We start from the raw sequence: 24,706 nt of genomic DNA on the forward strand, positions 1-24,706 counted from the left end.
TGATTGAAACACTGCGTTGGCGCAATGACGCGCCGGCGCACTCCCCACGAATGTTCAAGAGGACTCCCATGCGTCTTATCCGCATGCTGTTGCTGCCAGTTCTGGCGTTGACCACACTCTCGGCCCATGCCGATGACAAGGACGTGGCGCGCCTGACCCAATTGCTCGAAACCTCCAAGACCCTGACCGCGCGCTTCTCGCAACTGACGCTGGACGGCGGCGGTACGCAGTTGCAGGAAACCACCGGTGAAATGTCGTTGCAGCGTCCGGGCCTGTTTTACTGGCACACTGATGCTCCGGCCGAAACCACCGTGGTCTCCGACGGCAAGAAAGTCACCCTGTGGGACCCGGACCTGGAACAGGTCACTATCAAGACCCTCGACCTGCGCCTGAGCCAGACCCCGGCGTTGCTGCTGTCCGGTGACGTATCGAAGATCAATCAGAGCTTCGACATCAGCGCCAAGGAAGCTGGCGGCGTGATTGATTTCACGCTGAAGCCGAAGACCAAAGACACCTTGTTCGACAGCCTGCGTCTGTCGTTCCGCAATGGTCTGGTCAACGACATGCAACTGATCGACAGCGTCGGTCAGCGCACCAACATCCTGTTCACCGGCGTAAAAGCCAACGAACCGATCCCGGCCTCCAAGTTCAAATTCGACATCCCGAAAGGCGCGGACGTGATTCAGGAGTGATACTCAACTCCCTGTAGTAGCAGAGCTTGCTCGCGAAGAGGGCGTGTCAGTCACCATCAGGTTGCCTCGCCCACCGCTTTCGCGAGCAAGCTCCGCTCCTGCAGTGGCTCGAGAACCAAAGAGGTTTCAAAACGTTTTGATGGACCTGTTTCGCAGTGCCCCGATAGCTCAACCCTTGGCCGCTCGTTTGCGTGCTACCAATCTGGATGAGTACGTCGGTCAGGAACATCTGCTCGCTCGCGGCAAGCCTTTGCGTGAAGCGCTGGAGCAGGGTGCCCTGCATTCGATGATCTTCTGGGGACCGCCGGGCGTGGGCAAAACCACCTTGGCGCGGTTGCTCGCAGAAGTCTCCGATGCGCACTTCGAAACGGTTTCGGCGGTATTGGCCGGCGTCAAAGAAATCCGCCAGGCGGTGGAAATCGCCAAGCAGCAGGCCGGGCAGTACGGCAAACGCACCATTCTGTTCGTCGACGAAGTGCACCGCTTCAACAAGTCGCAGCAGGATGCCTTCCTGCCTTACGTTGAAGACGGCACGCTGATTTTCATCGGCGCAACCACCGAAAACCCGTCCTTCGAACTCAACAACGCTTTGCTCTCGCGCGCGCGCGTCTACGTGCTGAAAAGCCTCGACGAGGCGGCACTGCGCAAATTGGTGCACCGCGCACTGACTGAAGAGCGCGGCCTCGGCAAGCGGCAACTGACCCTCAGCGATGAAGGCTTCCAGATGTTGCTGACCGCCGCCGATGGCGATGGCCGGCGCCTGCTCAACCTGCTGGAAAACGCCTCGGACCTCGCCGAAGACAACAGCGAAATCGGCATCGATCTGCTGCAGAGTCTGCTTGGCGACACCCGTCGGCGTTTCGACAAGGGCGGCGAAGCGTTCTACGACCAGATTTCCGCGCTGCACAAATCGGTGCGCGGCTCCAATCCCGACGGCGCGCTGTACTGGTTCGCGCGCATGATCGACGGCGGTTGCGATCCTCTTTATCTGGCGCGGCGCGTGGTGCGCATGGCCAGCGAAGACATCGGCAACGCCGACCCGCGCGCGCTGAGCCTGTGCCTTGCGGCGTGGGAAGTGCAGGAGCGCCTCGGCAGCCCCGAAGGCGAATTGGCCGTGGCTCAAGCCATTACCTATCTTGCGTGCGCGCCGAAAAGCAACGCGGTGTACATGGGTTTCAAAGCGGCGATGCGCAGCGCCACCGAACACGGTTCGCTGGAAGTGCCGCTGCACCTGCGCAACGCCCCGACCAAACTGATGAAACAACTCGGTTACGGCGACGAATACCGTTACGCCCACGACGAGCCGGATGCATACGCGGCGGGCGAAGACTACTTCCCGGAAGAACTCGAGCCACAACCGTTCTATCAACCGGTGCCGCGAGGCCTGGAGCTGAAGATCGGCGAGAAACTCAATCACCTCGCCCAACTGGATCGTCTGAGCCCTCGCCAGCGGAGAAAATAAGTGATTCGAACGATTCTTGCGGTGTCGGTGGCCGGTATCGCTGGTACATTACTGCGTTTCGCCGCCAGCACTTGGGTCAGCGCAAACTGGCCAAAGCATTTTTACCTGGCGACGCTGGCCGTCAATCTGGTCGGCTGTCTGATTATCGGTGTGCTGTACGGTTTGTTTCTGACGCGCCCGGAAGTCCCGATCGAAATTCGCGCCGGGCTGATCGTCGGTTTTGTCGGCGGTCTGACGACCTTTTCATCCTTTTCACTGGATACGCTGCGCCTGCTGGAAAGCGGGCAGGCACCGATAGCCTTCGGTTATCTGGCCATCAGCGTGTTCGGCGGGCTGCTCGCTACCTGGGCTGGCCTGTCCTTGACCAAACTTTGATAAACGAGAGACCGACATGCTCGATTCCAAACTGTTACGTAGCAACCTTCAGGACGTAGCGGACCGCCTGGCATCCCGTGGTTTTGTACTGGATGTTGCGCGCATCGAAGCGCTGGAAGAACAGCGCAAGACCGTCCAGACCCGCACCGAAGCATTGCAGGCTGAACGTAATGCGCGCTCCAAAACCATCGGTCAGGCCAAGCAGCGCGGCGAAGACATCGCACCGTTGATGGCTGACGTCGAGCGCATGGCGAACGAATTGAGTGCCGGCAAAGTTGAACTGGAACAGATCCAGACCGACCTCGACTCGATCCTTTACGGCATTCCGAACCTGCCACACGAATCCGTGCCGGTCGGCGCCGATGAAGACGGCAACGTCGAAGTGCGCCGCTGGGGCACGCCGACCGCATTCGATTTCCCGGTTCAGGACCACGTCGCGCTCGGCGAGAAATTCGGCTGGCTCGACTTCGAAACCGCCGCCAAGCTGTCCGGCGCCCGTTTCGCCCTGTTGCGTGGCCCGATCGCACGCCTGCACCGCGCCCTCGCGCAATTCATGATCAACCTGCACACCACCGAACATGGCTATGAAGAGGCGTACACGCCTTATCTGGTCCAGGCACCGGCGCTGGTCGGCACCAGCCAATTGCCGAAGTTCGAAGAAGACCTGTTCAAGATCACCCGCGAAGGCGAGGCCGATCTGTACCTGATCCCGACCGCCGAAGTGTCGCTGACCAACATCGTTTCCGGGGAGATCCTCGACTCGAAACTGCTGCCGATCAAATTCGTCGCGCACACGCCGTGCTTCCGCAGTGAAGCCGGTGCGTCGGGCCGTGACACTCGCGGGATGATTCGTCAGCACCAGTTCGACAAGGTTGAAATGGTCCAGATCGTCGAGCCGTCGACGTCGATGGAAGCTCTGGAAGGCCTGACCGCCAACGCCGAAAAAGTCCTGCAATTGCTCGAGCTGCCGTATCGCACCCTGGCGCTGTGCACCGGCGACATGGGCTTCAGCGCGGTCAAGACTTACGACCTCGAAGTGTGGATTCCGAGCCAGGACAAGTACCGCGAAATTTCCTCGTGCTCCAACTGCGGCGACTTCCAGGCCCGGCGCATGCAAGCGCGTTTCCGTAACCCGGAAACCGGCAAGCCTGAGCTGGTGCACACCCTCAACGGTTCCGGCCTGGCGGTCGGTCGCACCTTGGTTGCAGTACTGGAAAACTACCAGCAGGCCGACGGTTCGATACGCGTGCCTGAGGTGCTGAAACCGTACATGGGTGGCCTCGAGGTCATCGGCTAAATGGACTATCTGCCGCTGTTTCATAACCTGCGCGGCAGTCGTGTGTTGGTCGTCGGCGGCGGGGAAATTGCCTTGCGCAAATCCCGCCTGCTGGCCGAAGCCGGTGCGCTGCTGCGGGTGATCGCGCCTGAAATCGAGCCGCAATTGCGCGAACTGGTCACCGGCAGCGGCGGCGAGTGCCTGTTGCGCGGCTACGTTGAAAGCGATCTCGACGGTTGCGGGCTGATCATTGCCGCCACCGACGACGAACCGCTGAACGCGCAAGTCTCCGCCGATGCCCATCGGCGGTGCGTGCCGGTCAACGTGGTCGATGCGCCAGCCTTGTGCAGCGTGATTTTCCCGGCGATTGTCGACCGCTCGCCGCTGATCGTTGCGATCTCCAGCGGCGGCGATGCGCCAGTGCTGGCTCGGCTGATCCGCGCCAAAATCGAAACCTGGATTCCCTCCACTTACGGGCAACTTGCCGGGCTAGCCGCGCGTTTCCGCCGCCAGGTCAAGGGTCTGCTGCCGGATGTGCAGCAGCGCCGGGCGTTTTGGGAAGACGTATTTCAAGGCCCGATTGCCGATCGGCAATTGGCCGGGCAGGGCGCCGAAGCCGAGCGCTTGTTGCTGGCGAAAATTGCCGGCGAGCCGCCGAAGAAAACCGGTGAAGTGTATTTGGTGGGCGCCGGTCCGGGCGATCCGGACCTGCTGACGTTCCGTGCCTTGCGCCTGATGCAGCAAGCTGATGTGGTGTTGTACGACCGCTTGGTGGCGCCGGCGATTCTCGATTTGTGCCGTCGCGATGCAGAACGGGTCTACGTCGGCAAGCGTCGCGCCGAACACGCCGTGCCGCAGGATCAGATCAACCAGCAACTGGTCGATCTGGCCAAGGCTGGCAAACGTGTGGTGCGCTTGAAGGGCGGCGATCCGTTCATCTTCGGCCGTGGCGGCGAAGAAATCGAAGAACTGGCAGCGCACGGCATTCCGTTTCAAGTAGTGCCGGGTATCACCGCAGCGAGTGGTTGCGCGGCGTATGCGGGGATTCCGCTAACGCATCGCGATTACGCGCAGTCAGTGCGCTTTGTCACCGGGCATTTGAAGGATGGCTCGACCGATTTGCCGTGGGCCGACTTGGTGTCACCGGCGCAAACCCTGGTGTTTTATATGGGATTGGTCGGGTTGCCGATCATCTGCGAGCAGTTGATCAAGCACGGTCGCGGCGCGGATACACCGGCGGCGTTGATTCAGCAGGGCACCACGGTCAATCAACGGGTGTTCACCGGCACCTTGGCCGATCTGCCACAAATGGTCGCGGACCACGAAGTGCATGCGCCGACGCTGGTGATCGTTGGGGAAGTGGTGCAACTGCGCGAGAAACTGGCGTGGTTCGAAGGCGCGCAAGCGCAAGTCTGAGCACCGAGTCGCGCCTTTCGCGGGCAAGCCTCGCTCCCACAGGTCAGCGTAATCCTGTGGGGCAAGCCTCGCTCCCACAGGTCAGCGTAATTCTGTAGGAGCGAGGCTTGCCCGCGAAGGCGTCATCCCCGCTAACAAAAACCTCAGGCCTTGCGCCAAACCCCTTTCCCGCTCAACCGCGCCCGATCATGGCTGGCGGTGAAATCCTGCTCCGGCCCTTTCGGCACAACACCCGTCGGGTTGATGGTCTTGTGGCTGCCGTAGTAGTGATTTTTGATGTGCTGGAAATCCACGGTTTCAGCGATTCCCGGCCACTGGTACAACTCGCGCAACCAGTTCGACAAATTCGGATAATCGGCAATCCGCCGCAGGTTGCACTTGAAGTGCCCGTGATACACCGCGTCAAAACGAATCAGCGTGGTGAACAAGCGAATGTCCGCTTCAGTCAGGTATTCGCCGACCAGATAGCGGTTCTCGCCCAGCAATAACTCCAGACGGTCCAGCTCGGCAAACACCTCATCAAACGCTTCTTCATAAGCGTTCTGCGAAGTGGCGAACCCGGCGCGGTACACGCCGTTGTTCACCGCCGGATAAATCTGCTCGTTCAACGCGTCGATCTCAGCGCGCAGCGGCGCCGGGTAAAAGTCCAAGTCATTGCCAGTCAAATCATCGAAGGCACTGTTGAACATGCGGATGATTTCCGCCGATTCATTGTTGACGATGCGTTTTTGCTGCTTGTCCCACAGCACCGGCACCGTCACGCGACCGGTGTAATCGGCGGTGTCGGCGGTGTAGCGCTGGTGCATGAAGTCGAAGTGATCGAGTTTGTCGCCGGTCGAGCCGAGGTTCTGGTCGAAGGTCCAGCCGTTTTCCAGCATCAACCAACTGACCACCGACACATTGATCAAGCCTTCAAGGCTTTTGAGTTTGCGCAGGATCAACGTGCGGTGCGCCCACGGGCAGGCGAGGGAAACATAGAGGTGATAGCGCCCGGCCTCGGCCGCGAAACCGCCGACTCCGGTCGGGCCCGGTTGGCCGTCAGCGGTCAGCCAATTGCGCCGCTGCGCCTGTTCGCGCTGGAATGCGCCGTCCTTGCTGCTTTCGTACCACTGGTCGTGCCACTGGCCTTCAACTAATAAACCCATGATCAAGACTCCTCGACATATAAGCGTTGGAGAGGAGTCTATGCCGATGAGTTCGAACAAAAAGCGCAAAGCTTGGGCGGATATGATCGATTAAATCGATCTGTCCCGCGCCGCCCAGTACTGCTCGGCAGTAGCGAACGCTTGCTCGCGCGTCTGGCTGAGGCCGCGCAGGGCCAGGGCCATGGTCGCGATCAGGGCCATTTGCGGGTAGCTGTCGATCACGTCGCCGCGCCACACGGCTTTCAAATGCTCGGGATCGAGCGATGCCGGTTTGACGTGGCGCTGCGCCGACAACTGCGGCCATTCCTCATCCCAACTGACACCGCCGGTAGTGCCGTACAAATGGCTGGCGGCGTCCGGGTTGATCTCGATTTCGCCGCCATCGCCCTTGACCACAATTGCCGTGTCGCCCAGCAGGCCGCTGGCATCGCGATGCACGGCCTGATAGCCCGGATGGAAGATGCTTTGCAGACCGCAGCGAGCGCCCAGCGGATTGAGAATCCGCGCCAGCGAATGAATCGGCGAACGCAGGCCCAAGGTGTTGCGCAGGTCGATCATGCGCTGCAATTGCGGCGCCCAATCGACTAACGGCATGAACGCCAAGCCGCCATTATCGAGAGCGTCGCCAACCTGTTGCCAATTGCGACATAGCGGGATGTTCAACGTGTCCAGTAGTTGCTCGCTGTACAGCCGACCTGCCGTGTGCGCGCCGCCGCCGTGCATGAAAATCCGCACGCCGTTCTGCGCCAGGCACTTGGCCGCGAGCAGATACCACGGCAAGTGGCGCTTCTTGCCGGCGTAGGTCGGCCAATCCAGATCGACATGCAGCGCCGGCGCTTGCAGGCGTTCGCGCAGGGCTTCAGTGAAACCGGCCATCTCCTCGGCGCTTTCTTCCTTGTGCCGCAACAGCATCAGGAAAGCGCCGAGCTGGGTGTCTTCGACCTGATCATCGAGCACGAAACCCATGGCTTGCCGGGCTTCTTCGCGCGTCAGGTCGCGGGCGCCGCGTTTGCCTTTGCCAAGGATTCGCACAAATTGGGCGAACGGATGTTCGGCCGGCGTTTCGAGGGTCAATGCGGGGTAATCGGTCATAAGCAATTCGTCGGTTTGGGCAGGCCCGCCAGTTTCGCGGCGAGTTTGGCAGGGGTGCCTTTGAACAGTCGATTGAGGTGCAGGCTGTTGCCTTTTTCCGTGCCGAGCTTCAGCGCGGTGTATTTGATCAGCGGACGGGTGGCCGGCGACAGTTGGAATTCGGCGTAGAAACTGCGCAGCAATTCGAGGATTTCCCAGTGTTCCGGGCTCAACTCGATCTCTTCGGCGGCGGCCAGAGCGCTGGCGACGTCGGCCGACCAGTCGCTCAGTTCCACGAGGAAACCGTCCTTGTCGAGTTCGATGGCGCGCGCGCCGACGGTCAGGGATTTCATAACCAACTGTTGACCTTGTCGTAGGCAATCGACAGTTCGACGAAGGCCGGATAGTCGATCGCTTGCGCCCAATCCGGCACCGGCAGTGCGCGGGCCTGAGCGTCTTCGGCGAGTACCAGAAGCTTCACGCCACGGCTGCTCAGCGTCTGGAACGGCGCGGTGCCAGGTTGCAACGCGTACGCCGCGTCGCCGCACAGCAGCAAGGCATCATTGGCGCCGATCACGCGCAGGCAACTGTTGAGGCGATCGTCGCCAAACGGGGAATGAGACAACACATGCAAAGTCGACATCAGAGGGTGATCACCTGGTCGTAACGGTCGATAAGGGCGGTGATTTGTTCGGCGCTCAGCGCTTGAGCTTCCTGCAACGCCAAGGCGTTCGGGTCCAGACCGCGTTCGCTGGCGCTGGCGGCGCAGGCGAACAGCTCTTCGACGCCAAACATCGGCAAGGCTTGCAGGTTGGCGCTGAGGTCTTTTTGTTGCAGGGCCTTGGCGTCCTGTTGCGCGGCGAGCTGAAACACCCCGTCATCCAGAAACAGCAGGCCGATCGGCAGGTCGAACGCGCCGCCGGCCAGCACGATGTCCAGCGCTTCGCGGGCATTCGGGCCGGACCACGGCGCCTGACGGCTGATGACTAACAAGGATTTGGGCATGTCACGCGCCTCCGAAACAGATCAAGCGGTCGGCATCTTGCACCGCGTCATGCAACTGGCCGAGGCCGGACAATTCCCACGGCGCGCCGACAACCACAGCTTCGCGCTGATAGCGCTTGGCTTCTTCGGCGTTCAGAACGCCACGGCGCAGGGCGGCGGCGATGCACACCACGCCGTCGAGTTGATGTTCGGTGACGAAGGCGCGCCATTGCTTGGGCAGGTCTTGTTCGTCCTGCGGCGTGACCACGCTGGCGGCGGCGTTGTAGACGCCATCCTGATAGAAAAACAGCCGGACAATTTCATGCCCGCCGGCCAGCGCAGCCTTGGCGAACAGCAGGGCTCGGCGCGAGGAGGGCGCATGGGCGGCGGAAAACAGCGCGATGGCGAACTTCATGGCGGACTCGATCAGCAAAACTGCGGGCAATGATAAAGCTTTATCGCGGATGCGGCGAAGGGGGATTAGTCAGAGACCGAGGCGCGGCTTTCGCGAGCAGCCTCACTCCTACGGGGATCTGATCTGGGCGCAAATAGTCTGCTGGACAACATCCCATGGGGGAGTGAGCCTGCTCGCGATGATGGACTGCCAGCCAACCCGGTCAGCGCGGCATATACCCCAACTGCCAACGCCGTGGAATCTTCAGCGTCACCAGCCCGATCACCCCGGCCAGCAGCCCGCTGAAAAACAAGGCTTTCAGGCCCATTTGCTGTTCCAGCAGCGCGCCAATCACCGCGCCGGCAAACATGCCGGTCCAGGGAATCAACTGCACCCGCCAGCCATTCCGCCGCTCGCCGAGCATCCAGCGGCCCAATCCGCGACCAAAACGCGACAGCGCGCCGGTGACATACGTCAGGCCCACCGGCAGCCCATTCACTTCTTCCACCGCCGCATTGAGCATGCCCATGGCGATAATCGCCGCCAGCAGCGCCGGCAATTGCTGATCGGTTGGCCACGCCGCCGCGCCGCACAGCAACGTGGCGATGCACAACAGCAGTGGCAATGCCCGTCGCCCGCCGAGGCGACTGACAACGATGCCCAGGGCATTGCCGAAGATAAACGTGACCACCAGAATCAGCAGGCGCGTGGTCAGACCGAGGTCGCCCTCGCTGATCGCCACGGCGAGGCGTGTGGTGTTGCCGCTCATGAAAGAGACGAAATCGCCGCTGGCCATGAAACCGATGGCGTCGGTCATACCGGCGAGCACCGAGAGCGCCGCCACCAGCGACATGCCGATGCGCCCGCGCCATTTTTGCCGGTGCAGATGGCCGGGGCTGGCGCGGTGGGTGGAGGCGGATGGCAGCATTGGCGTCGGTCGTCCTCAGGCAGCGAGCGTTTTGATCACGGGGTCAGGCCATACAAGTCGCAATATTCCAGCCAGTCCATGCCGGCCATTTGCGCCACTTCCTTGTGCACTTCCATGCGCTGCTTTTGATAGTCCTCAAGCGTGGGGGCGGTCAGTTGCAACGTCAGTTCCCAGGCAAACAAGCCTTGGCGCTCGGCTTCGGCCTCAAAGGCTTCGTGCAAACGTTCGTCGCGGTACTGCGCCGCCGTTTCACCCTTGGCCTGCGCCAACAACGGATTAAGGTTGTCGAGTTCGTGGCGCAATTCGGGGCGCTCATCGAGAAATTTGTTCAGTGCCTGTTCGTGTTGCTCTTCGGTGGCTGCCATGGTCGCTCCTTGCCGGTCAGGTTACGCAGACTGCTTCTTGGCTTTGGCCGCTGCGGCCAGGCATTCGAGCGCGAACTGCTCCGGATAGGTCATCTGGATTGGCGTGGTTTCGCCCTTCACGGTTCTTTCGCCGTCGAGAATGTAGCGAATGCGCTTGTCGGTAACGCCGATTCGCTTGGCGATCCAGGACGGCGTCTGGCCGATCTGGCTGATCAGTTTGTCCGCGTATTCGGCGGTCGGTTTGTAAAATTCGGCGTTGGGGGTCATAGCGTCTCCAAAATATAGCGTCTCCAAAATAAAGCGCCGGGCCAAAGCCTGATGCGCTGTTTAATGCGCGACAGGGTGCGCGAATCGTCACGCGGTGTCTCGCTATAAATGCAGTAAAGCAGAACGATACGCCGCGCCACGGTGATACAGTCCGCTTTTTCCCGATGAGCGAACACAATGCGAATTCTGATGGTGGCGCTGGCCGCAAGCATGCTGGCCGGCTGCGCCGGTTCGGTGATGGACGACTCCCGCACCAAAGCCCCAACCCAAACCCTGACCTCGGACAAACCGGAAAAAGTCGTCGCCCAGTGCGTGCAATTCGCCTGGCAGGATGAGGCGGTGTTCGGCGTCGATGCCGGGGCTTATCTGCAACCGGGCAAGAAAAGCGGTTCGACGGTGTACACGCGCTCCGCAGAATCGTTTGTCGACCTGACCACCGGTGTGACCGGCACAGAATTGAGCTACTACGCGCAGCGCGATGACTTCGTGGCGAAGCGCCGGTTGGCGGCATTGGCTACGTGTTTGTAAGCATGCAATACCCGTAGGAGCGAGGCTTGCCCGCGAAGGCGATTTAACGTTCAGCGTTGATGTTGGCTGAAAGATAGCTTTCGCGGGCAAGCCTCGCTCCTACAGGGGCGGCGGTGTTTCAGAGAGCGTTAATCAAGCGTTTCTGAAAGAAGTGGCGCTTGTGCCCCGGCGGGTAATCGGCAATCTGGCCGATCTCGCTGTAGCCATGCTTTCGGTAAAAGTCCGGCGCCTGAAAGTCGAACGTGTCCAGCCAGATCCCCACGCACTCCTTGTCCAGCGCTAACTCCTCGGCCATCTGCAGCAGCTTCGAGCCCAAGCCCTGGCCGCGCGCCTGCTCCGGCACGGACAGCAACTCGATAAACAGCCACTGATAAAACACCCGGCCATACAAACCGCCGAGGATCTGCTGGTGTTCATCACGCACCAACAGGGCAATCGGTTGCGGGTTCCCCGGCCCGGCCTGCGCGGTGTTGTAGGCGCGCAAAGGGGCGAGGATGGCCTCGCGCTCCGTATCCGTGGGGTGTTGCGACTGCTCGATACGCAATGTCATGGCAATGTCCTTATGGCGGTGAGCCGAAAGACTATCCGGGCTCTGCTGAATGTTCCATCCCTCACGCCAGTGGAACCGCCAGTTATGCGCAGATGTCTAGGCACTAGAGCGTCATTTAACAAAGAGCGTCAATTCAGAACGCGGCCATGAGGAGTGCCATGAACATTTTCGAAGCTTTGCGCGAGAGCCACGACCGCCAGCGCGGTTATGCCGATGCACTGATCAAGACCAGCGGCGACACCCCGGAGCGCGCCGAAGCCTACAAACAGCTGAAAGCCGAACTGCAGGCCCACGAAACCGCCGAAGAACGGCATTTCTACATCCCGTTGATGGCCTTCGATAACGGCGTCGACCTGAGCCGTCATGCCATTTCCGAACACCATGAAATGGACGAGATGATGGAAACCCTCGACGAGACCGAGATGTCCAGCCCGGCGTGGCTGGCAACTGCCAAGAAGCTCTCGGAAAAGGTCCATCACCACTTGAAGGAAGAGGAACAGAAGTTTTTCCAGATGGCCGGCAAACTGCTCGACGACAAGCAGAAAGAAACCCTCGCCAGCCAATATGAAAAGGAATACCAGGCGCAGTTGTCCTGAGGTAACAAACCTCCCAATCAATGCTTCGCGGTGTAATCCTTCGCCCATACGAAACGTACGACCCGGCTCAAACTACTGGTTGTATATCCAGTGTTTGCGGTGATTTGCTCGTGCAGGCATCGACCGAAGCGCAAATTGGCTTGGTGGACAAAAAAACCAGCTCCGTTAGTTTGAAGACCTCTCCTCAGGAAGGAGAGATCTCAAATCAATGGAGTGAAAAAGATGAACCAAGCACAGATTCAACCGCAAGCCGAACTGCGTCACGGTCGTGTGACATCCCCGTCCAGCCGTGGCGCAGTTGCCATGGAACAGGGCCTGTTGGAGGGCTGGCAAGTCAACGAAATGGAGGGTGGCAAAAACTTCCCTTCGCTGACTGCCGGCCCGTTCCCGGCGCCGTATCAAACCGACAGCGACAGCGTCACTCCGCCCGCCGACGGCCACATCCTCAGTGGCGGCAAAGTCGATCAGCGTGACTGCGTCAACTTCACCAATGAAGAACTGAGCAAAAAACTTGGCCGTCCGTTCGCCTGGCCGTTGCTCAACGTGACCCCGGGCCAGAACTTCAAAGTCACCTGGCAATACACCGCGCCGCACGTCACCCGTGGTTACAGCTGGTTTATCACCAAGGATGGCTGGGACCCGCAACAGCGCATCAGCCGGGCGCAACTGGAACCGAAAGCGTTCTTCGACGACTTCTACACCCAGGTCCCGTACTACAGCCATTCTGCGGAGATGGTGGCCAAGGTCAATCACGAGGTGAAGTTGCCGAGCAACAAAAAAGGCCCTCACGTGATCGTGCTGATGTGGATCGTCGCCAATACCGGCAACGCCTTCTATCAAGCGTTCGACGTCGATTTCAAGTAAATCCGACGCCGCGAAACCAATCGCAAACCCTCCACACGTTCTGAAGGAATAGAACATGTCTGATATCGACTTTACGTTAATGAAATCGCAACTGAGCGACGCCGCTTCGTTGATGCCGAGCATTGCCGGCAAAAAGATCCTGATGGGTTTCTGGCACAACTGGCCGGCCGGCCCGAGTGACGGCTACCAACGTGGCCAGTTCGCCAACATTGCGCTGCAGGATGTGCCCATGGAATACAACGTGGTCGCTGTGGCATTCATGAAGGGCAACGGTATCCCGACCTTCAAGCCGTACAACCTGAGCGACGCCGAGTTTCGCCGTCAGGTCGGCGTGCTGAACAGCCAGGGCAGGGCGGTGCTGATTTCCCTTGGTGGCGCCGACGCGCATATCGAGTTGCACAAGGGCAACGAACAACCGCTGGCCAATGAAATCATCAGGCTGGTGGAAACCTACGGCTTCGATGGCCTGGACATCGATCTTGAACAGAGCGCGATTGATTTCGCCGACAACAAGACAGTCCTGCCGGCCGCGCTGAAACTGGTCAAGGACCATTACGCCGGTGAGGGTAAACACTTCATCATCAGCATGGCGCCGGAGTTCCCGTACCTGACCACCAGCGGCAAATACGTCGGTTACCTGCAGGCTCTCGAAGGTTATTACGACTTTGTCGCGCCGCAGTATTACAACCAGGGCGGCGACGGCATCTGGGTTCAGGAAGCCAACAATGGCAATGGCGCGTGGATCGCCCAGAACAACGACGCGATGAAAGAGGACTTTCTGTTTTACCTGACTGAAAGCCTGGTCAGCGGTACGCGCGGCTTCACCCGCATCCCTGCGGACAAGTTCGTCATCGGCCTGCCGGCCAACGTCGACGCAGCGGCCACCGGTTATGTGATTGACCCGGCAGCGGTGGTGAACGCCTTCAAGCGCCTCGACGGCAAAGGCCTGTCGATCAAGGGGCTGATGACCTGGTCAGTGAACTGGGACAACGGCGTCAACAAGGACCACGTGCCGTACAACTGGGAGTTCAGCCGTCGTTACGGGCCGTTGATCAGCGGCAAGCGTCTGTCCGTACACGACGAACAAGGCGCGGCACCTGAAGTGGCGAGCCAGCAGTAAAAAGAAGCCCGGCAGCGATGCCGGGCTTTTTGATTTTCGCCTACCATGGCGCTCTTTGGATTTGAAGGATATGTCGTGATGGTGAACACAGCCGAGCGGGTCAACCTCATCGAAACCCAGGTGTTGTCCCACGATTGGTACCTGTTGAAGAAAATCACGTTCGACTACCAGCGCAACAACGGCGACTGGCAGCGTCAGACTCGGGAGGTCTACGACCGGGGCAACGGCGTGGCGATTCTGCTGTTCAACCGCGAGAAAAAAACCGTGGTGCTGACGCGGCAGTTCAGGTTGCCGGTGTTCGTTAACGGTCACGACGGTCTGCTGATTGAAGTGGCAGCCGGTTTGCTCGACGGCGCGGCGCCGGAAGAGCGGATTCGCGCCGAAGCGGAAGAAGAAACCGGCTACCGCGTGCACCATGTGCAGAAAGTTTTCGAGGCCTACATGAGCCCGGGATCGGTGACGGAAAAGCTGCACTTCTTCATCGCCGAATATGACGCTGCGGCCAAAGTCAGCGACGGCGGCGGTCTGGAGGAAGAGACCGAAGAACTGGAAGTGCTGGAATGGACATTCGACGAAGCACTCGAAGCGTTCTATCGCGGCGAAATCTGCGACGCGAAAACCATCATGCTGCTGCAATACGCGGCGATGAAAAACATGTTCACCAGCCCTTGATACCACCGCACTCCTGTAGGAGTGAGCCTGCTCGCGAAGAGGTCTTCACATCCAGAATTGATGGTGACTGGCGCGCCGCTATCGCGAGCAGGCTCGCTCCTACAGGTTTTGTGGCATGACTGAGGATGTGCAAAAGCCTCATCTCAAAACAACTCACCCGTGCGCCCAGCCCCCGCCCAGTCGCAGCCCTCAAGCCGCAACAACCGCTCCTTCGCCGCCAGCCCTCCGGCAAACCCGGTCAACTTACCTGACATGCCGATCACCCGATGACACGGCGCGACGATCGAAAGCGGATTCTTGCCATTCGCCGCACCCACCGCCCGCACCGCGCTGGGACTGCCGATCTGCCGGGCGATCTCGCTGTAACTGCGCGTTTCTCCAAACGGAATGGTCAGCAGCGCCTGCCAGACACGTTTCTGAAACTCGGTCCCGGTGAAATCCAGATCCAGCTCGAACCGGCGCCGACTGCCCGCGAAATATTCCTCCAGTTGTGCAACCGCCAATAGCAGGATCGGTGCTTCTGCCGACTCGGTCATTGCCCCCAGCCGCACACGATTCGGTTTGTCGTTTTCCCAGAGGATGGCCGCCAGTCTCGAACCGTTCGCGACCAGCTTCAACTCGCCGACCGGTGAAGCCATGGTGGTGAAGGTGTAGCTCATGCCGGCGAACCCCGAAAACGGCTGCAAAGAGCGCCAGCATACTGCCTCGCCGGGGAGGCGCAAACCGCAATCCCAGCCATACTGGCTACTGCTCTTGCAGCGCTCCCTCTGTTTTTGGACAGAGCCAGAAAAACAAAAAGAGACCGAATCATGAAGTTCGAACCTTTAGCCAAATCGCTGATTGCGACCTCCTTGGCGCTCAGCTGCCTCAGTGCTTACGCCGCTTCCGTGGCCCCGGTTGCCGCCGAAAATGGCATGGTGGTCACGGCGCAACACTTGGCCACTCACGTTGGTGTCGATCAACTGAAAAATGGCGGCAATGCCGTCGACGCCGCCGTCGCGGTGGCCTACGCGCTGGCGGTGGTCTATCCCGCAGCGGGTAACCTGGGTGGCGGTGGTTTCATGACCATCCAACTGGCGGACGGGCGCAAGACCTTCCTCGACTTCCGCGAAAAAGCGCCACTGGCCGCCACCGCAAACATGTATCTGGACAAGGACGGCAACGTCGTACCCGAACTCAGCACCCGTGGTCACTTGGCCGTTGGCGTGCCTGGCACCGTGTCCGGCATGGAGCTGGCGCTGAGCAAATACGGGAGCAAACCGCGCAAGGAACTGATCGCCCCGGCAATCAAGTTCGCCGAAGAAGGCTTCGTCCTGGAGCAGGGCGACGTCGATCTGCTGGAAACCGCCACCGACGTGTTCAAGAAGGACATGCGCGATTCCGGTTCGATCTTCCTCAGCAACGGCGAGCCGATGCAGGTCGGGCAGAAACTGGTGCAGAAAGACCTCGGCAAAACCCTCCGCGAGATTTCCGAGAAGGGCGCCGATGGCTTCTATAAAGGCTGGGTGGCCGACGCCATCGTCACCTCCAGCCAAGCCAACAAAGGCATCATCACCCAGGCCGACCTCGACAAATACAAGACCCGCGAACTGGCGCCGGTGGAATGCGACTATCGCGGTTATCACGTCGTTTCGGCGCCACCGCCAAGCTCCGGCGGGGTAGTGATCTGCCAGATCATGAACATCCTCGACGGCTACCCGATGAAAGACCTCGGTTACCACTCGGCGCAGGGCATGCATTATCAGATCGAAGCGATGCGCCACGCCTACGTCGACCGCAACAGCTACCTCGGCGACCCGGATTTCGTGAAAAATCCGATCGACCACCTGCTCGACAAAAACTACGCAACCAAACTGCGCGCCGCCATCGATCCGCAAAAGGCTGGCGTCTCCCGCGAGATCAAACCCGGCGTCGCGCCGCACGAGGGCAGCAACACCACGCACTTCTCGATCGTCGATAAGTGGGGCAACGCGGTGTCGATGACCTACACCCTCAACGACTGGTTCGGCGCAGGCGTCATGGCCAGCAAAACCGGGGTCATCCTCAACGACGAAATGGACGACTTCACCTCGAAAATCGGCGTGCCGAACATGTACGGGCTGGTGCAGGGCGAGGCCAACGCCATCGCGCCGGGCAAAGCGCCGCTGTCGTCGATGAGCCCGACCATTGTCACCAAGGACGGCAAAGTGGTGATGGTGGTCGGCACGCCCGGCGGCAGTCGGATCATCACCGCGACGTTGCTGACCATCCTCAACGTGATCGACTACGGGATGAACATCCAGGAAGCCGTCGATGCGCCGCGTTTCCATCAACAGTGGCTGCCCGAAGAGACCAACCTTGAGGCGTTCACCACCAGCCCCGACACGGTGAAAATGCTCGAAAGCTGGGGCCACAAATTCGCCGGGCCGCAGGACGCCAATCACCTCGCGGCCATCCTCGTCGGCGCGCCGTCGCTGGACGGCAAACCGGTGGGTAAAAACCGTTATTACGGCGCCAACGATCCGCGCCGCAATACCGGGTTGTCGTTGGGTTACTGACAGCGTAAAAAGGGGACGGATTTATTTCCGCACGATTTGTTTCCGTCCCCTGTATTGCCGACTATCAAGGAAGGACCCTCATGACCACCGCACTGCTGATCATCGACGTACAGCACGCTTTGTGCACCGGCAAATACCAATGCTTCGACATCGAACGCGTCATCGACAACATCAATAATCTCAGTGCGAAGGCGCGCGATGCCGGAATCCCGGTAATCCTGATTCAGCACGAAGAGAAGGGTGATTTGCTGCAACACGGCTCCGAAGGCTGGCAACTGGCGCAAACCCTGAGCACTTCCGAGCACGACCTGCGGGTGCGCAAAACCACCCATGATTCGTTTTACCAGACGCATCTGCAAGCCTTACTCCAAGACCAAGGCGCTGACCGGTTGATCATCTGCGGCCTGCAGACCGACTACTGCGTCAACGCCACCGTGCGTCAGGCGTTGAAACTTGGCTACGACGTGGTCCTCGCCGCCGATGCGCATTCGACCGTCGACAACGGCAACCTTGCCGCCGAAGACATCATCGCCGAACACAACGCCGACCTCGAGCGCCTGACCGGCCCGGTCGCGCGAATCGACGTGCTGCCGAGCGCCAAAATCCGCGTCTGAAGCGCGGATTTTTATCAAAAAAACACCCGTGGCGACTCATGAATGTCGCCACGCGGCCGATTCCTTGTGGTCGCGCTGGAGGCAAAACCGCTTTGCCTGCCAGTTCGTGGACTGATCACACTGAACGGAGTCGTCATGAAACACCTGAAACTCGCCTGCCTGCTGCTCGCAACCACCGCATTGTTTGGCTGCGCCACCAGTCGCTCGGTCGTGGACGTTGCCACGCCTGCCGTCGCCAACGGTAACGGCCAGAAAGTCTTCATCAGCGTGCTGGACGAGCGCCGCTTCGAACTCAAGCCGCAAGTCCCGGAAATTCCGTCGCTCAAAGAAGGCGAAATCACCGACAAAAGCATCACCGAACGCGCCATCGCCCGTAAACGCAACGGCTACGGCATGGGCCTGGGCGACGTATTGCTGCCAGAAGGCACCAAAGTCAGCGACCTGATCGCCAAAAGCATCGCCACCGCTTACGGCCAGGCCGGTTATCGCGTGGTGCCAAGCAGCGAAAAAACCGTCGACACCCAAGCGATCACCGTGCACGTCATCGAATTCTGGTCATGGATGTCGCCAGGCTTCCTGACCGTCGGCGTGAACAACAAAGTGCACCTGAAAGTCGACACCGGCACTTCGGCAGCCCCCATCGAAATCCACGGCCAGAACCGCGAAGGCGTGCAAGCCGTGACTGATAACGATTGGAAAGAAAGCACCGAACAAGCGCTGAAAGCCATCACGGATACGATGGCTAAAAATCTGTAAAGCCAGGTGTTAAACGAAAACGGGCGCCCGCAAGGCGCCCGTTTTCATTGGAATGTCAAAACCCAAGACCCGCCGAATCCCTCTGCGGCGAGCGAGCTTGCTCGCGCTGGACTGCGCAGCAGGCCCATTGTTGGGGGCTGCTGCGCAACCCAACGCGAGCAAGCTCGCTCGCCACAGGTGGATGTTCCAACTTGGAGAATGCTTTGCCCTCTGGAATGCACGTGCAGTGGGTAATTTGAGACTGGCACCAACCCCTGTGGGAGCGAGCTTGCTCGCGATGGCGTCCGATCTGGCAACCCGCAATAAACATGTTTAACGATGGGCGTTTAACGACACCCGCTGTAACGTCCTGAAGGCTACAAAAACTTGTGCCTTTGCCTACAGCTAAGACAGAATCCGCCGGCTTGTGGGTCTTTCGAGCGGGCTATATCGTTTCCCGGTCACTGCAAAACAGTGATCGGGTTTGGTAGCCCGCTTCGAAATTCGACATGTAACACCTTATGCAGTCCTTTCTCGGAACTCAGCTTTATAAGGTGGGCATGCGTGGGGCTCCTTGTGAGCGCCGGGTTTCTAATTTTCGACCGGTCTACCAACCCACGTATGCCCGCCACCCTTCGTTTGGTAGCGAAATGGCGGCTCCTTGATTTTCGAAAATTAGAGGCTCCATCCATGTTCAAAGTAACCCCGAATCCACCGCACACCGATCCAGTACCCTACGACGCCACTTTTGATCTCGACCCCGAAAAAATCAAAGTGGCCGCCGACCGCGCGCTCAAGATCTATCTGAACCCCGGGGCGACGAAAGCGCAGATAGCGCCCTGCAAACCCAGCAACATTTTTGCCATCGACCCAGCGGCGGACGACGAGACCTTACTCGTCGATGCATGCGACGCGCTGGCGTCCGCCAGCAGCATCGTCAACGACCTTGTCGGCCTGGCCGACAACCCGCGACGGCAAACATTGCTGGTGCTGCAACGGGTCATCACGATGGGCGAGCTAGCGGTCAATCGCGTACTGGACAACCACAAGCCCGGCTAATCACCCGGCACCCAAGTGAGAGGCATCGCGCCTCTCACTTGCGCAAAATCACCTCGCAACAGCTTGCCGGCCGCCAGCTATGCTGATTTTTCCTCAATCTGCACGGGAACATCACCATGGCCCTCCACGCGCAACGCGCCGACGCCAGCCACCTCGCCCAAGTCGCCAGACTGTTCGACGCTTACCGAGGTTTCTACGGCCAACCCACTAACCTGCAACGATCCCAGGATTTCATCGCCGAACGCCTTGCGCAGAATGAGTCGGCGATCTTCCTCGCCCTCGACGAAAACGCCGAGGCGCTGGGTTTCGTCCAGCTCTACCCATCGTTTTCCTCCATCGACGCGTTCCGCACCTGGCTGCTCAGCGACCTCTTCACCGACCCCACCGCCCGTGGCCGCGGAGTTGGCACCTTGCTGATGAACACCGCCCGCGACTTCGCCCTGTCCACTGGCGCAAAAGGCCTGGTGCTGGAAACCGCGACAGACAACGTTGTCGCCCAACGTTTGTATGAATCGCTCGGCTACGTGCGCGACACCGGCTATTACACCTATTGCCTGGATTTGAAGACCTCTTAAACGCGCGTCCTACAACGTTTAAGCATCTTCGGCAAAGTTGACGAAATCTCCGACAACCCGTGTCGGTTGGCCGTCGGAAGCAAGAGGTTTACCGTGGCAATCTCCCGTCAGTTACCAGAGGTTGTCATGCTCGAAGAACTCAGCAAACGTCCTGAACTCGATTCCGAAGCAGCGATATGAGCGCCGAACCTCGCTATACCGCGTGGGAGTCAGACACTGGAACGCAGGCGGCCAGCTACAACCGATGGCTGAGTATCAAAGTCCAAGCTTCGCTGAATGATCCCCGTCCGAACGTCCCGCACGATCAGGTGATGACAGAAATGCGAGCACTTATCGAATCAAAGCGCTGCAAGCGGGGTGCTGGTTGAATGGCAGCCCGAAGGGAAGTTCCGCGAGGGCGCTATGTAACGTCTGACTTAGCTTCCGGCTCCAACCAACCACTGGCCCAACCGCCGTCAATTCCGTAACATCCGCAACCCTCTTTTCCCGCAACTCCCAGCGGCCAGCTTCTCCGGCCCGTTCTTCAGGTAAGTCATGAAACCACAACGTCTGCGCGCCGATGCCTTGGCCGGGCTCACTACTTCTTTTGCGTTGCTGCCCGAATGCATTGCGTTCGCGCTGGTCGCGCACCTCAATCCGTTGATGGGCCTTTACGGCGCTTTCATCATTTGCACGTTGACCGCGTTGTTCGGCGGACGGCCGGGCATGGTGTCTGGCGCGGCGGGGTCGATGGCGGTGGTGATTGTTGCGTTGGTGGTGCAGCACGGCGTGCAGTATTTGCTGGCGACGGTGTTGCTCGGCGGGTTGATCATGATGGCGTTCGGGCTGTTGCGGCTGGGCAAACTGGTGCGCATGGTGCCGCATCCGGTGATGCTCGGGTTCGTCAACGGCCTGGCGATTATCATTGCGCTGGCGCAACTGGAGCATTTCAAGAGTGGTGAGAATTGGCTCAGCGGTTCGCCGCTGTACTTGATGATCGGCCTGGTCGCGCTGACCATGGCCATCGTCTATGTACTGCCGCGCCTGACACGTGCAGTGCCGCCGGCGCTGGTGGCGATTCTCGGTGTTGGCCTGGCGGTGTACCTGCTCGGGCTGCCGACCCGCACATTGGGCGACATGGCGCACATTGCCGGCGGCTTGCCGACCTTGGCGTTGCCGGACCTTCCGTGGACCCTCGAAACCCTGCGCATCGTCGCGCCTTACGCGATTTTGATGGCGCTGGTCGGCCTGCTGGAAACGTTGCTCACGCTGAACCTCACCGACGAAATCACCGAGAGCCGTGGCTACCCGGACCGCGAGTGCGTGGCGCTGGGCGCGGCGAATATGGTTTCGGGCGTGTTCGGTGGCATGGGCGGTTGCGCGATGATCGGCCAGACCGTGATCAACCTCAGTTCCGGTGGTCGCGGTCGGCTGTCGGGGGTGATCGCCGGGGTGATGATTTTGCTGTTCGTGTTGTTCCTGTCACCGCTGATCGAGCGTATTCCGCTGGCCGCGCTGGTCGGCGTGATGTTCGTGGTTTCGCAACAAACCTTTGCCTGGGCGTCGTTGCGGGTCATCAACAAAGTGCCGCTCAACGATGTGCTGGTGATCATCGCCGTGACCACCATCACCGTGTTCACCGACCTCGCCACCGCCGTGCTCTGCGGCATCATCATCGCCGCGCTCAACTTCGCCTGGCAGCAGGCCCGTGAGTTGTACGCCGACACGTATGTCGAGAACGACGGCAGCAAACTCTATCGCGTGCACGGCACCTTGTTTTTCGCCTCGACCGCGCCGTTTCTCAACCAGTTCGACCCGGCCAACGACCCGGCGCATGTGACGCTAGATTGCCGTCACCTGAGCTTCGTCGATTATTCGGCCATTGCTGCGCTGAAGACCTTGCGCGAACGCTACGACAAGGCCGGCAAACATTTGCGGGTGTTTCACTTGTCGGAGCGTTGCAAGCAGATGCTCAAACGCGCGGGTGTGCGGCACGACTGACGGCGTTCAACGTTGCGGTAGACCCCAACTCTCCCGCAACTGCGCATATTCCGCCTCCGGCAACTGAATCAACAACGGCTGCTGACGCGGGTCCAACCAAGCGAACAGTTGCTGGATGTTCGCCGGCTCCATCGCGGTACAGCCCAACGTTCCCGAGTCCGGCGCACGCCAGATGTGGAAGAAAATGCACGAGCCGGCACCCGCAGCGGCCGGGGTGTTGTGTTCGATGAAGATGCCTTTGCGGTACATGTCGTCCTTGCGGCGCATGGTTTCCGAGCTGTTCCAGTCCTTGCTCACCGTCGCGCCATCGACCAACTGGTTGTAGCGCTCGGACTTGCCGTCGTCGACGCATTCCACGGTCGGGCTCAGCGGCAGGTAGGGCAGGCGGGTGTCGGCGCGGTTGTCGTAACCGAACGCGGTGCCGAGTTTGAAGATCCCGGCGGGTGCCTTGCCGTCGCCTTCGCGTTTGACCGGTCCGGCGCGGCGCTCGACCACGGTCAACCCTTTGCCCCAGGCCAATCCGCTTTTGCCGAGCACCACGGCGAACGGCTCGCCGGTTTTCTCAAAGGTTTTGCCGTGGCGCTGGTAGCGCTGCGCGGTGCCCTGGATGTCAGTCCAGTTTTTGCTGGTGACGACGATCAATTGTTGGCTGCTTTCCAGCGCCAACGGCGTGATGGGGAAATTCATCACCTCTGTTAACGCTGGATTGCCGTTGTAGCTGAAGTGCCACCATTCCTTCGAATAACCGACAAAACCTTCTTTTTCCATGGCTGCGGTGAGCCGCAGGCGATTGGCTTTGGCGGTCGCGCTGATCGCCGAGTCGGCGGTGTGCGCGCGTTCGTCGAAACAATCAAAACCGCTGCCCATGTCGAGCCCGCCATCCTGCCAGCGCTGGCCGTAGGGCGCGGTGCAATCGACCTGCTTCGCCCCCGGCATGCCGACGGCGGCGGGCAGGGCGCCCGGGCCGGTCAAGGTCAGATCGACGGTGCTGCCCTTGGAATGGCCCGACACCCGCGCCACATATCCCAGTTTCCAGAAGTCCTTTTTGTTCACGCGCGGATAGAATTCGGCTTTGCTCGGGTCGCCCGGCAACGTCGCGAATCGGCCCATGTCGGCGACGGCGCGGCTCGGGCGATAGCAATCGAACACTTTCAAACCGTAGCCTTGCGCGCGCAACGTGCTTTGCACGCGGGCCAGTGCTTTGGCCGCGTCTTCGGCCAACAGGCACTCGGGCGCCTCGTAACCGTCGAGCGCGTGACCGGTGAAGTTGTGCGCCGTGGCGTAGCGAATATCCTGCTCGATGCTTGGGTCGATCGAGCGCACGTACACCATGTGTTCGGGCCGCGTTTCGGCGCCGGCCAGGCACGGCGCGATCAGGCACAGGGCGGCGATTGTCTTGTGCAAAGTGGGCATCCATTGCCTCCGGTGGGTAGTGATGATGTTCAACGCGGCGCACCTCGGACATTGGCCATGATCCGCGCGGCGTCTCGCGCCGGTGGCAACCCGAATACCCGAGCATAGTCGCGACTGAATTGGGTGGCGCTTTCGTAACCGACGTCCAGCGCCGCGCTGGTGACGCTGTGGGCGTTGGCTACCAGCAGCGTTCGCGCGTGCAGCAGCCGCACACGCTTTTGGTATTGCAACGGGCTGAAGTTGGTCACGGCTTTGAAATGCCGATGAAACGCCGACACGCTCATGGCCGCTTTCTGCGCCAGCGCCTCGACCCGCAGCGGCGCGTTGAAGTCGCGGCGAATCCACTGAATCGCCAGGCTCACGCGGGCCATTGCCGAATCCGGCGCGGCGATCTCGCGCAGCATTCCGCCGTGCGGGCCCTGCAACACACGGTAAAGAATCTCGCGTTCATACGCCGGAGCCAGCGCGGCAATGTCCGCCGGCCGCTGCATCAAGCGCAACATGCGCACCCAGGCGTCCATCAGCTCGGGCGTGACCGCCGCCACCGAGAAACCGCAGTCCTTTTCCTGACCACCGGCAGTCGGCGGAAGGTCGGCCAGCAGATTGGCGATCACGCTCGGGTCGAGCGTCAGGCTGACCGCCAGATAAGGTTCGCCGGTCGCCGCCGGGTGCACCTGACCCACGGCGGGCAGTTCGATGGACATCACAAAGTACGTCGCCGGGTCGTAGCGCAACGTGCGGTCGCCGACGGTCATCGATTTACTGCCCTGCAGGATCAGGTTGATCATCGGGTCGTAAACCGCCGCCAAATGGTGTTCCGGGATCGCGCCCTGAACCATCGCCACGCGCGGAATACCGGTCGCGGTGCGGCGGTTTTCAGCCTTGGCGGCCAAGGATCGAAGCTCATCTAGTTGACTGTTCATGGGGCGACATCTGATCTCATGCCAAACGACTGCGCAAGCAAAAAGCAGAAACAGGCAGTTTTCGAGTAGAAACGGCTGCGCTCGCCAACCGTTCAATCGCTACCGTGGTGGCTCATCTCATTCACCCCTGATCCCCCCCAATCCACTCCCAATCCACATCGGAGC

The 24,706-nt window shown here is 60.2% G+C and carries 29 protein-coding genes and 1 pseudogene; 17 read left to right on the forward strand and 13 right to left on the reverse strand.

Annotation, left to right across the window (positions count from 1 at the left end; all coding sequences use genetic code 11):
- Window positions 1–68 precede the first annotated feature (68 nt).
- The 5 genes from lolA to cysG all read left to right on the forward strand — a co-directional run bounded on the left by lolA (window position 69) and on the right by cysG (window position 5,221).
- On the forward strand, window positions 69–692 hold the full coding sequence (gene lolA / locus FBY12_RS01635) for an outer membrane lipoprotein chaperone LolA (protein WP_121733658.1): 624 nt from the start codon (window positions 69–71) through the stop codon (window positions 690–692).
- Between the two features lie 139 nt (window positions 693–831).
- Window positions 832–2,154, forward strand: coding sequence for a replication-associated recombination protein A (locus FBY12_RS01640; protein WP_109501853.1), 1,323 nt, complete (start codon window positions 832–834; stop codon window positions 2,152–2,154).
- Complete coding sequence (crcB, locus tag FBY12_RS01645) at window positions 2,155–2,529, forward strand: fluoride efflux transporter CrcB (protein WP_092270023.1); 375 nt, start codon at window positions 2,155–2,157, stop codon at window positions 2,527–2,529.
- A 16-nt stretch (window positions 2,530–2,545) separates the two neighbouring features.
- The gene (gene serS / locus FBY12_RS01650; RefSeq protein ID WP_145250455.1) at window positions 2,546–3,826 is read left to right on the forward strand and encodes a serine--tRNA ligase; all 1,281 of its coding nucleotides are present in this window, start codon (window positions 2,546–2,548) and stop codon (window positions 3,824–3,826) included.
- Window positions 3,827–5,221 (forward strand): siroheme synthase CysG, encoded by a 1,395-nt coding sequence (gene cysG / locus FBY12_RS01655; protein WP_121733655.1) that lies wholly within the window; start codon window positions 3,827–3,829, stop codon window positions 5,219–5,221. It abuts the gene before it with no gap.
- 143 nt (window positions 5,222–5,364) lie between these two features.
- Here cysG and FBY12_RS01660 read toward each other — a convergent pair whose 3' ends face one another.
- The 9 genes from FBY12_RS01660 to FBY12_RS01700 all read right to left on the reverse strand — a co-directional run bounded on the left by FBY12_RS01660 (window position 5,365) and on the right by FBY12_RS01700 (window position 10,375).
- Entirely contained in the window at window positions 5,365–6,366 is a 1,002-nt protein-coding gene (locus FBY12_RS01660; protein ID WP_145250458.1) for a glutathione S-transferase family protein, read from the reverse strand.
- Window positions 6,367–6,456: 90 nt separating this feature from the next.
- Window positions 6,457–7,458, reverse strand: coding sequence for a glycosyl transferase family protein (locus FBY12_RS01665; RefSeq protein WP_145250461.1), 1,002 nt, complete (start codon window positions 7,456–7,458; stop codon window positions 6,457–6,459).
- Window positions 7,455–7,790 (reverse strand): TusE/DsrC/DsvC family sulfur relay protein, encoded by a 336-nt coding sequence (locus tag FBY12_RS01670; RefSeq protein WP_145250465.1) that lies wholly within the window; start codon window positions 7,788–7,790, stop codon window positions 7,455–7,457. The genes FBY12_RS01665 and FBY12_RS01670 overlap by 4 nt, the downstream gene beginning before the upstream one ends.
- Window positions 7,787–8,080, reverse strand: coding sequence for a sulfurtransferase complex subunit TusB (gene tusB, locus FBY12_RS01675; RefSeq protein ID WP_109501851.1), 294 nt, complete (start codon window positions 8,078–8,080; stop codon window positions 7,787–7,789). The genes FBY12_RS01670 and tusB overlap by 4 nt, the downstream gene beginning before the upstream one ends.
- On the reverse strand, window positions 8,080–8,442 hold the full coding sequence (tusC, locus tag FBY12_RS01680) for a sulfurtransferase complex subunit TusC (protein ID WP_145250468.1): 363 nt from the start codon (window positions 8,440–8,442) through the stop codon (window positions 8,080–8,082). Before tusC ends, tusB begins: the two co-directional genes overlap by 1 nt.
- A 1-nt stretch (window position 8,443) precedes the next feature.
- Complete coding sequence (gene tusD, locus FBY12_RS01685) at window positions 8,444–8,836, reverse strand: sulfurtransferase complex subunit TusD (protein WP_145250472.1); 393 nt, start codon at window positions 8,834–8,836, stop codon at window positions 8,444–8,446.
- 202 nt (window positions 8,837–9,038) lie between these two features.
- On the reverse strand, window positions 9,039–9,743 hold the full coding sequence (locus FBY12_RS01690) for a YoaK family protein (RefSeq protein WP_145250475.1): 705 nt from the start codon (window positions 9,741–9,743) through the stop codon (window positions 9,039–9,041).
- A gap of 35 nt (window positions 9,744–9,778) precedes the next feature.
- The gene (locus FBY12_RS01695; protein ID WP_145250478.1) at window positions 9,779–10,108 is read right to left on the reverse strand and encodes a DUF6388 family protein; all 330 of its coding nucleotides are present in this window, start codon (window positions 10,106–10,108) and stop codon (window positions 9,779–9,781) included.
- Between the two features lie 21 nt (window positions 10,109–10,129).
- Window positions 10,130–10,375 (reverse strand): hypothetical protein, encoded by a 246-nt coding sequence (locus FBY12_RS01700; protein ID WP_092269990.1) that lies wholly within the window; start codon window positions 10,373–10,375, stop codon window positions 10,130–10,132.
- Window positions 10,376–10,552: 177 nt separating this feature from the next.
- Between FBY12_RS01700 and FBY12_RS01710 the strand changes: the two genes are divergently transcribed.
- Window positions 10,553–10,903, forward strand: a complete 351-nt coding sequence (locus FBY12_RS01710) for a hypothetical protein (protein WP_121733646.1) — start codon at window positions 10,553–10,555, stop codon at window positions 10,901–10,903.
- A gap of 118 nt (window positions 10,904–11,021) precedes the next feature.
- On the opposite strand, the gene FBY12_RS01715 is transcribed toward FBY12_RS01710, so the two are convergent.
- Window positions 11,022–11,453 (reverse strand): GNAT family N-acetyltransferase, encoded by a 432-nt coding sequence (locus FBY12_RS01715; RefSeq protein WP_145250481.1) that lies wholly within the window; start codon window positions 11,451–11,453, stop codon window positions 11,022–11,024.
- A gap of 158 nt (window positions 11,454–11,611) precedes the next feature.
- Here FBY12_RS01715 and FBY12_RS01720 point away from each other — a divergent pair, with 158 nt between their 5' ends.
- The 4 genes and pseudogenes from FBY12_RS01720 (at window position 11,612) to FBY12_RS01735 (ending at window position 14,705) form a co-directional block, all read left to right on the forward strand.
- On the forward strand, window positions 11,612–12,049 hold the full coding sequence (locus FBY12_RS01720) for a hemerythrin domain-containing protein (RefSeq protein WP_092269981.1): 438 nt from the start codon (window positions 11,612–11,614) through the stop codon (window positions 12,047–12,049).
- 222 nt (window positions 12,050–12,271) lie between these two features.
- Window positions 12,272–12,913 (forward strand): lytic polysaccharide monooxygenase auxiliary activity family 9 protein, encoded by a 642-nt coding sequence (locus FBY12_RS01725; protein WP_145250484.1) that lies wholly within the window; start codon window positions 12,272–12,274, stop codon window positions 12,911–12,913.
- 55 nt (window positions 12,914–12,968) lie between these two features.
- Window positions 12,969–14,030: pseudogene (locus tag FBY12_RS01730) on the forward strand (chitinase); the annotation flags it as partial.
- 81 nt (window positions 14,031–14,111) lie between these two features.
- Window positions 14,112–14,705: an NUDIX domain-containing protein gene (locus tag FBY12_RS01735; RefSeq protein WP_121733641.1), complete on the forward strand. Its 594-nt coding sequence runs from the start codon at window positions 14,112–14,114 to the stop codon at window positions 14,703–14,705.
- 143 nt (window positions 14,706–14,848) lie between these two features.
- Here FBY12_RS01735 and FBY12_RS01740 read toward each other — a convergent pair whose 3' ends face one another.
- Complete coding sequence (locus FBY12_RS01740) at window positions 14,849–15,364, reverse strand: methylated-DNA--[protein]-cysteine S-methyltransferase (protein WP_145250490.1); 516 nt, start codon at window positions 15,362–15,364, stop codon at window positions 14,849–14,851.
- A 150-nt stretch (window positions 15,365–15,514) separates the two neighbouring features.
- Between FBY12_RS01740 and ggt the strand changes: the two genes are divergently transcribed.
- The 7 genes from ggt (at window position 15,515) to FBY12_RS01775 (ending at window position 22,205) form a co-directional block, all read left to right on the forward strand.
- On the forward strand, window positions 15,515–17,242 hold the full coding sequence (ggt, locus tag FBY12_RS01745; RefSeq protein ID WP_145250493.1) for a gamma-glutamyltransferase: 1,728 nt from the start codon (window positions 15,515–15,517) through the stop codon (window positions 17,240–17,242).
- 80 nt (window positions 17,243–17,322) lie between these two features.
- A complete protein-coding gene (locus FBY12_RS01750; protein WP_145250496.1) occupies window positions 17,323–17,856 on the forward strand; it encodes a cysteine hydrolase family protein in 534 nt (177 codons plus the stop codon).
- Between the two features lie 135 nt (window positions 17,857–17,991).
- Window positions 17,992–18,612, forward strand: coding sequence for a flagellar biosynthesis protein (locus tag FBY12_RS01755; protein ID WP_145250499.1), 621 nt, complete (start codon window positions 17,992–17,994; stop codon window positions 18,610–18,612).
- 669 nt (window positions 18,613–19,281) lie between these two features.
- Window positions 19,282–19,650: a DUF6124 family protein gene (locus tag FBY12_RS01760; protein ID WP_121733637.1), complete on the forward strand. Its 369-nt coding sequence runs from the start codon at window positions 19,282–19,284 to the stop codon at window positions 19,648–19,650.
- Window positions 19,651–19,766: 116 nt separating this feature from the next.
- Window positions 19,767–20,225 (forward strand): N-acetyltransferase, encoded by a 459-nt coding sequence (locus FBY12_RS01765; RefSeq protein ID WP_145250502.1) that lies wholly within the window; start codon window positions 19,767–19,769, stop codon window positions 20,223–20,225.
- Window positions 20,226–20,401: 176 nt separating this feature from the next.
- The gene (locus tag FBY12_RS27745) at window positions 20,402–20,593 is read left to right on the forward strand and encodes an antitoxin (protein WP_145250505.1); all 192 of its coding nucleotides are present in this window, start codon (window positions 20,402–20,404) and stop codon (window positions 20,591–20,593) included.
- A gap of 166 nt (window positions 20,594–20,759) precedes the next feature.
- Window positions 20,760–22,205: a SulP family inorganic anion transporter gene (locus FBY12_RS01775; RefSeq protein ID WP_145250509.1), complete on the forward strand. Its 1,446-nt coding sequence runs from the start codon at window positions 20,760–20,762 to the stop codon at window positions 22,203–22,205.
- Between the two features lie 6 nt (window positions 22,206–22,211).
- On the opposite strand, the gene FBY12_RS01780 is transcribed toward FBY12_RS01775, so the two are convergent.
- Both FBY12_RS01780 and FBY12_RS01785 read right to left on the reverse strand, forming a co-directional pair.
- Window positions 22,212–23,618, reverse strand: coding sequence for a M15 family metallopeptidase (locus tag FBY12_RS01780; protein WP_145250512.1), 1,407 nt, complete (start codon window positions 23,616–23,618; stop codon window positions 22,212–22,214).
- A gap of 29 nt (window positions 23,619–23,647) precedes the next feature.
- Entirely contained in the window at window positions 23,648–24,541 is an 894-nt protein-coding gene (locus tag FBY12_RS01785) for an AraC family transcriptional regulator (RefSeq protein WP_178111706.1), read from the reverse strand.
- Between the last annotated feature and the right edge of the window lie 165 nt (window positions 24,542–24,706).

The organism is Pseudomonas sp. SJZ131, from assembly GCF_007828705.1.
Lineage (GTDB): Bacteria > Pseudomonadota > Gammaproteobacteria > Pseudomonadales > Pseudomonadaceae > Aquipseudomonas > Aquipseudomonas prosekii.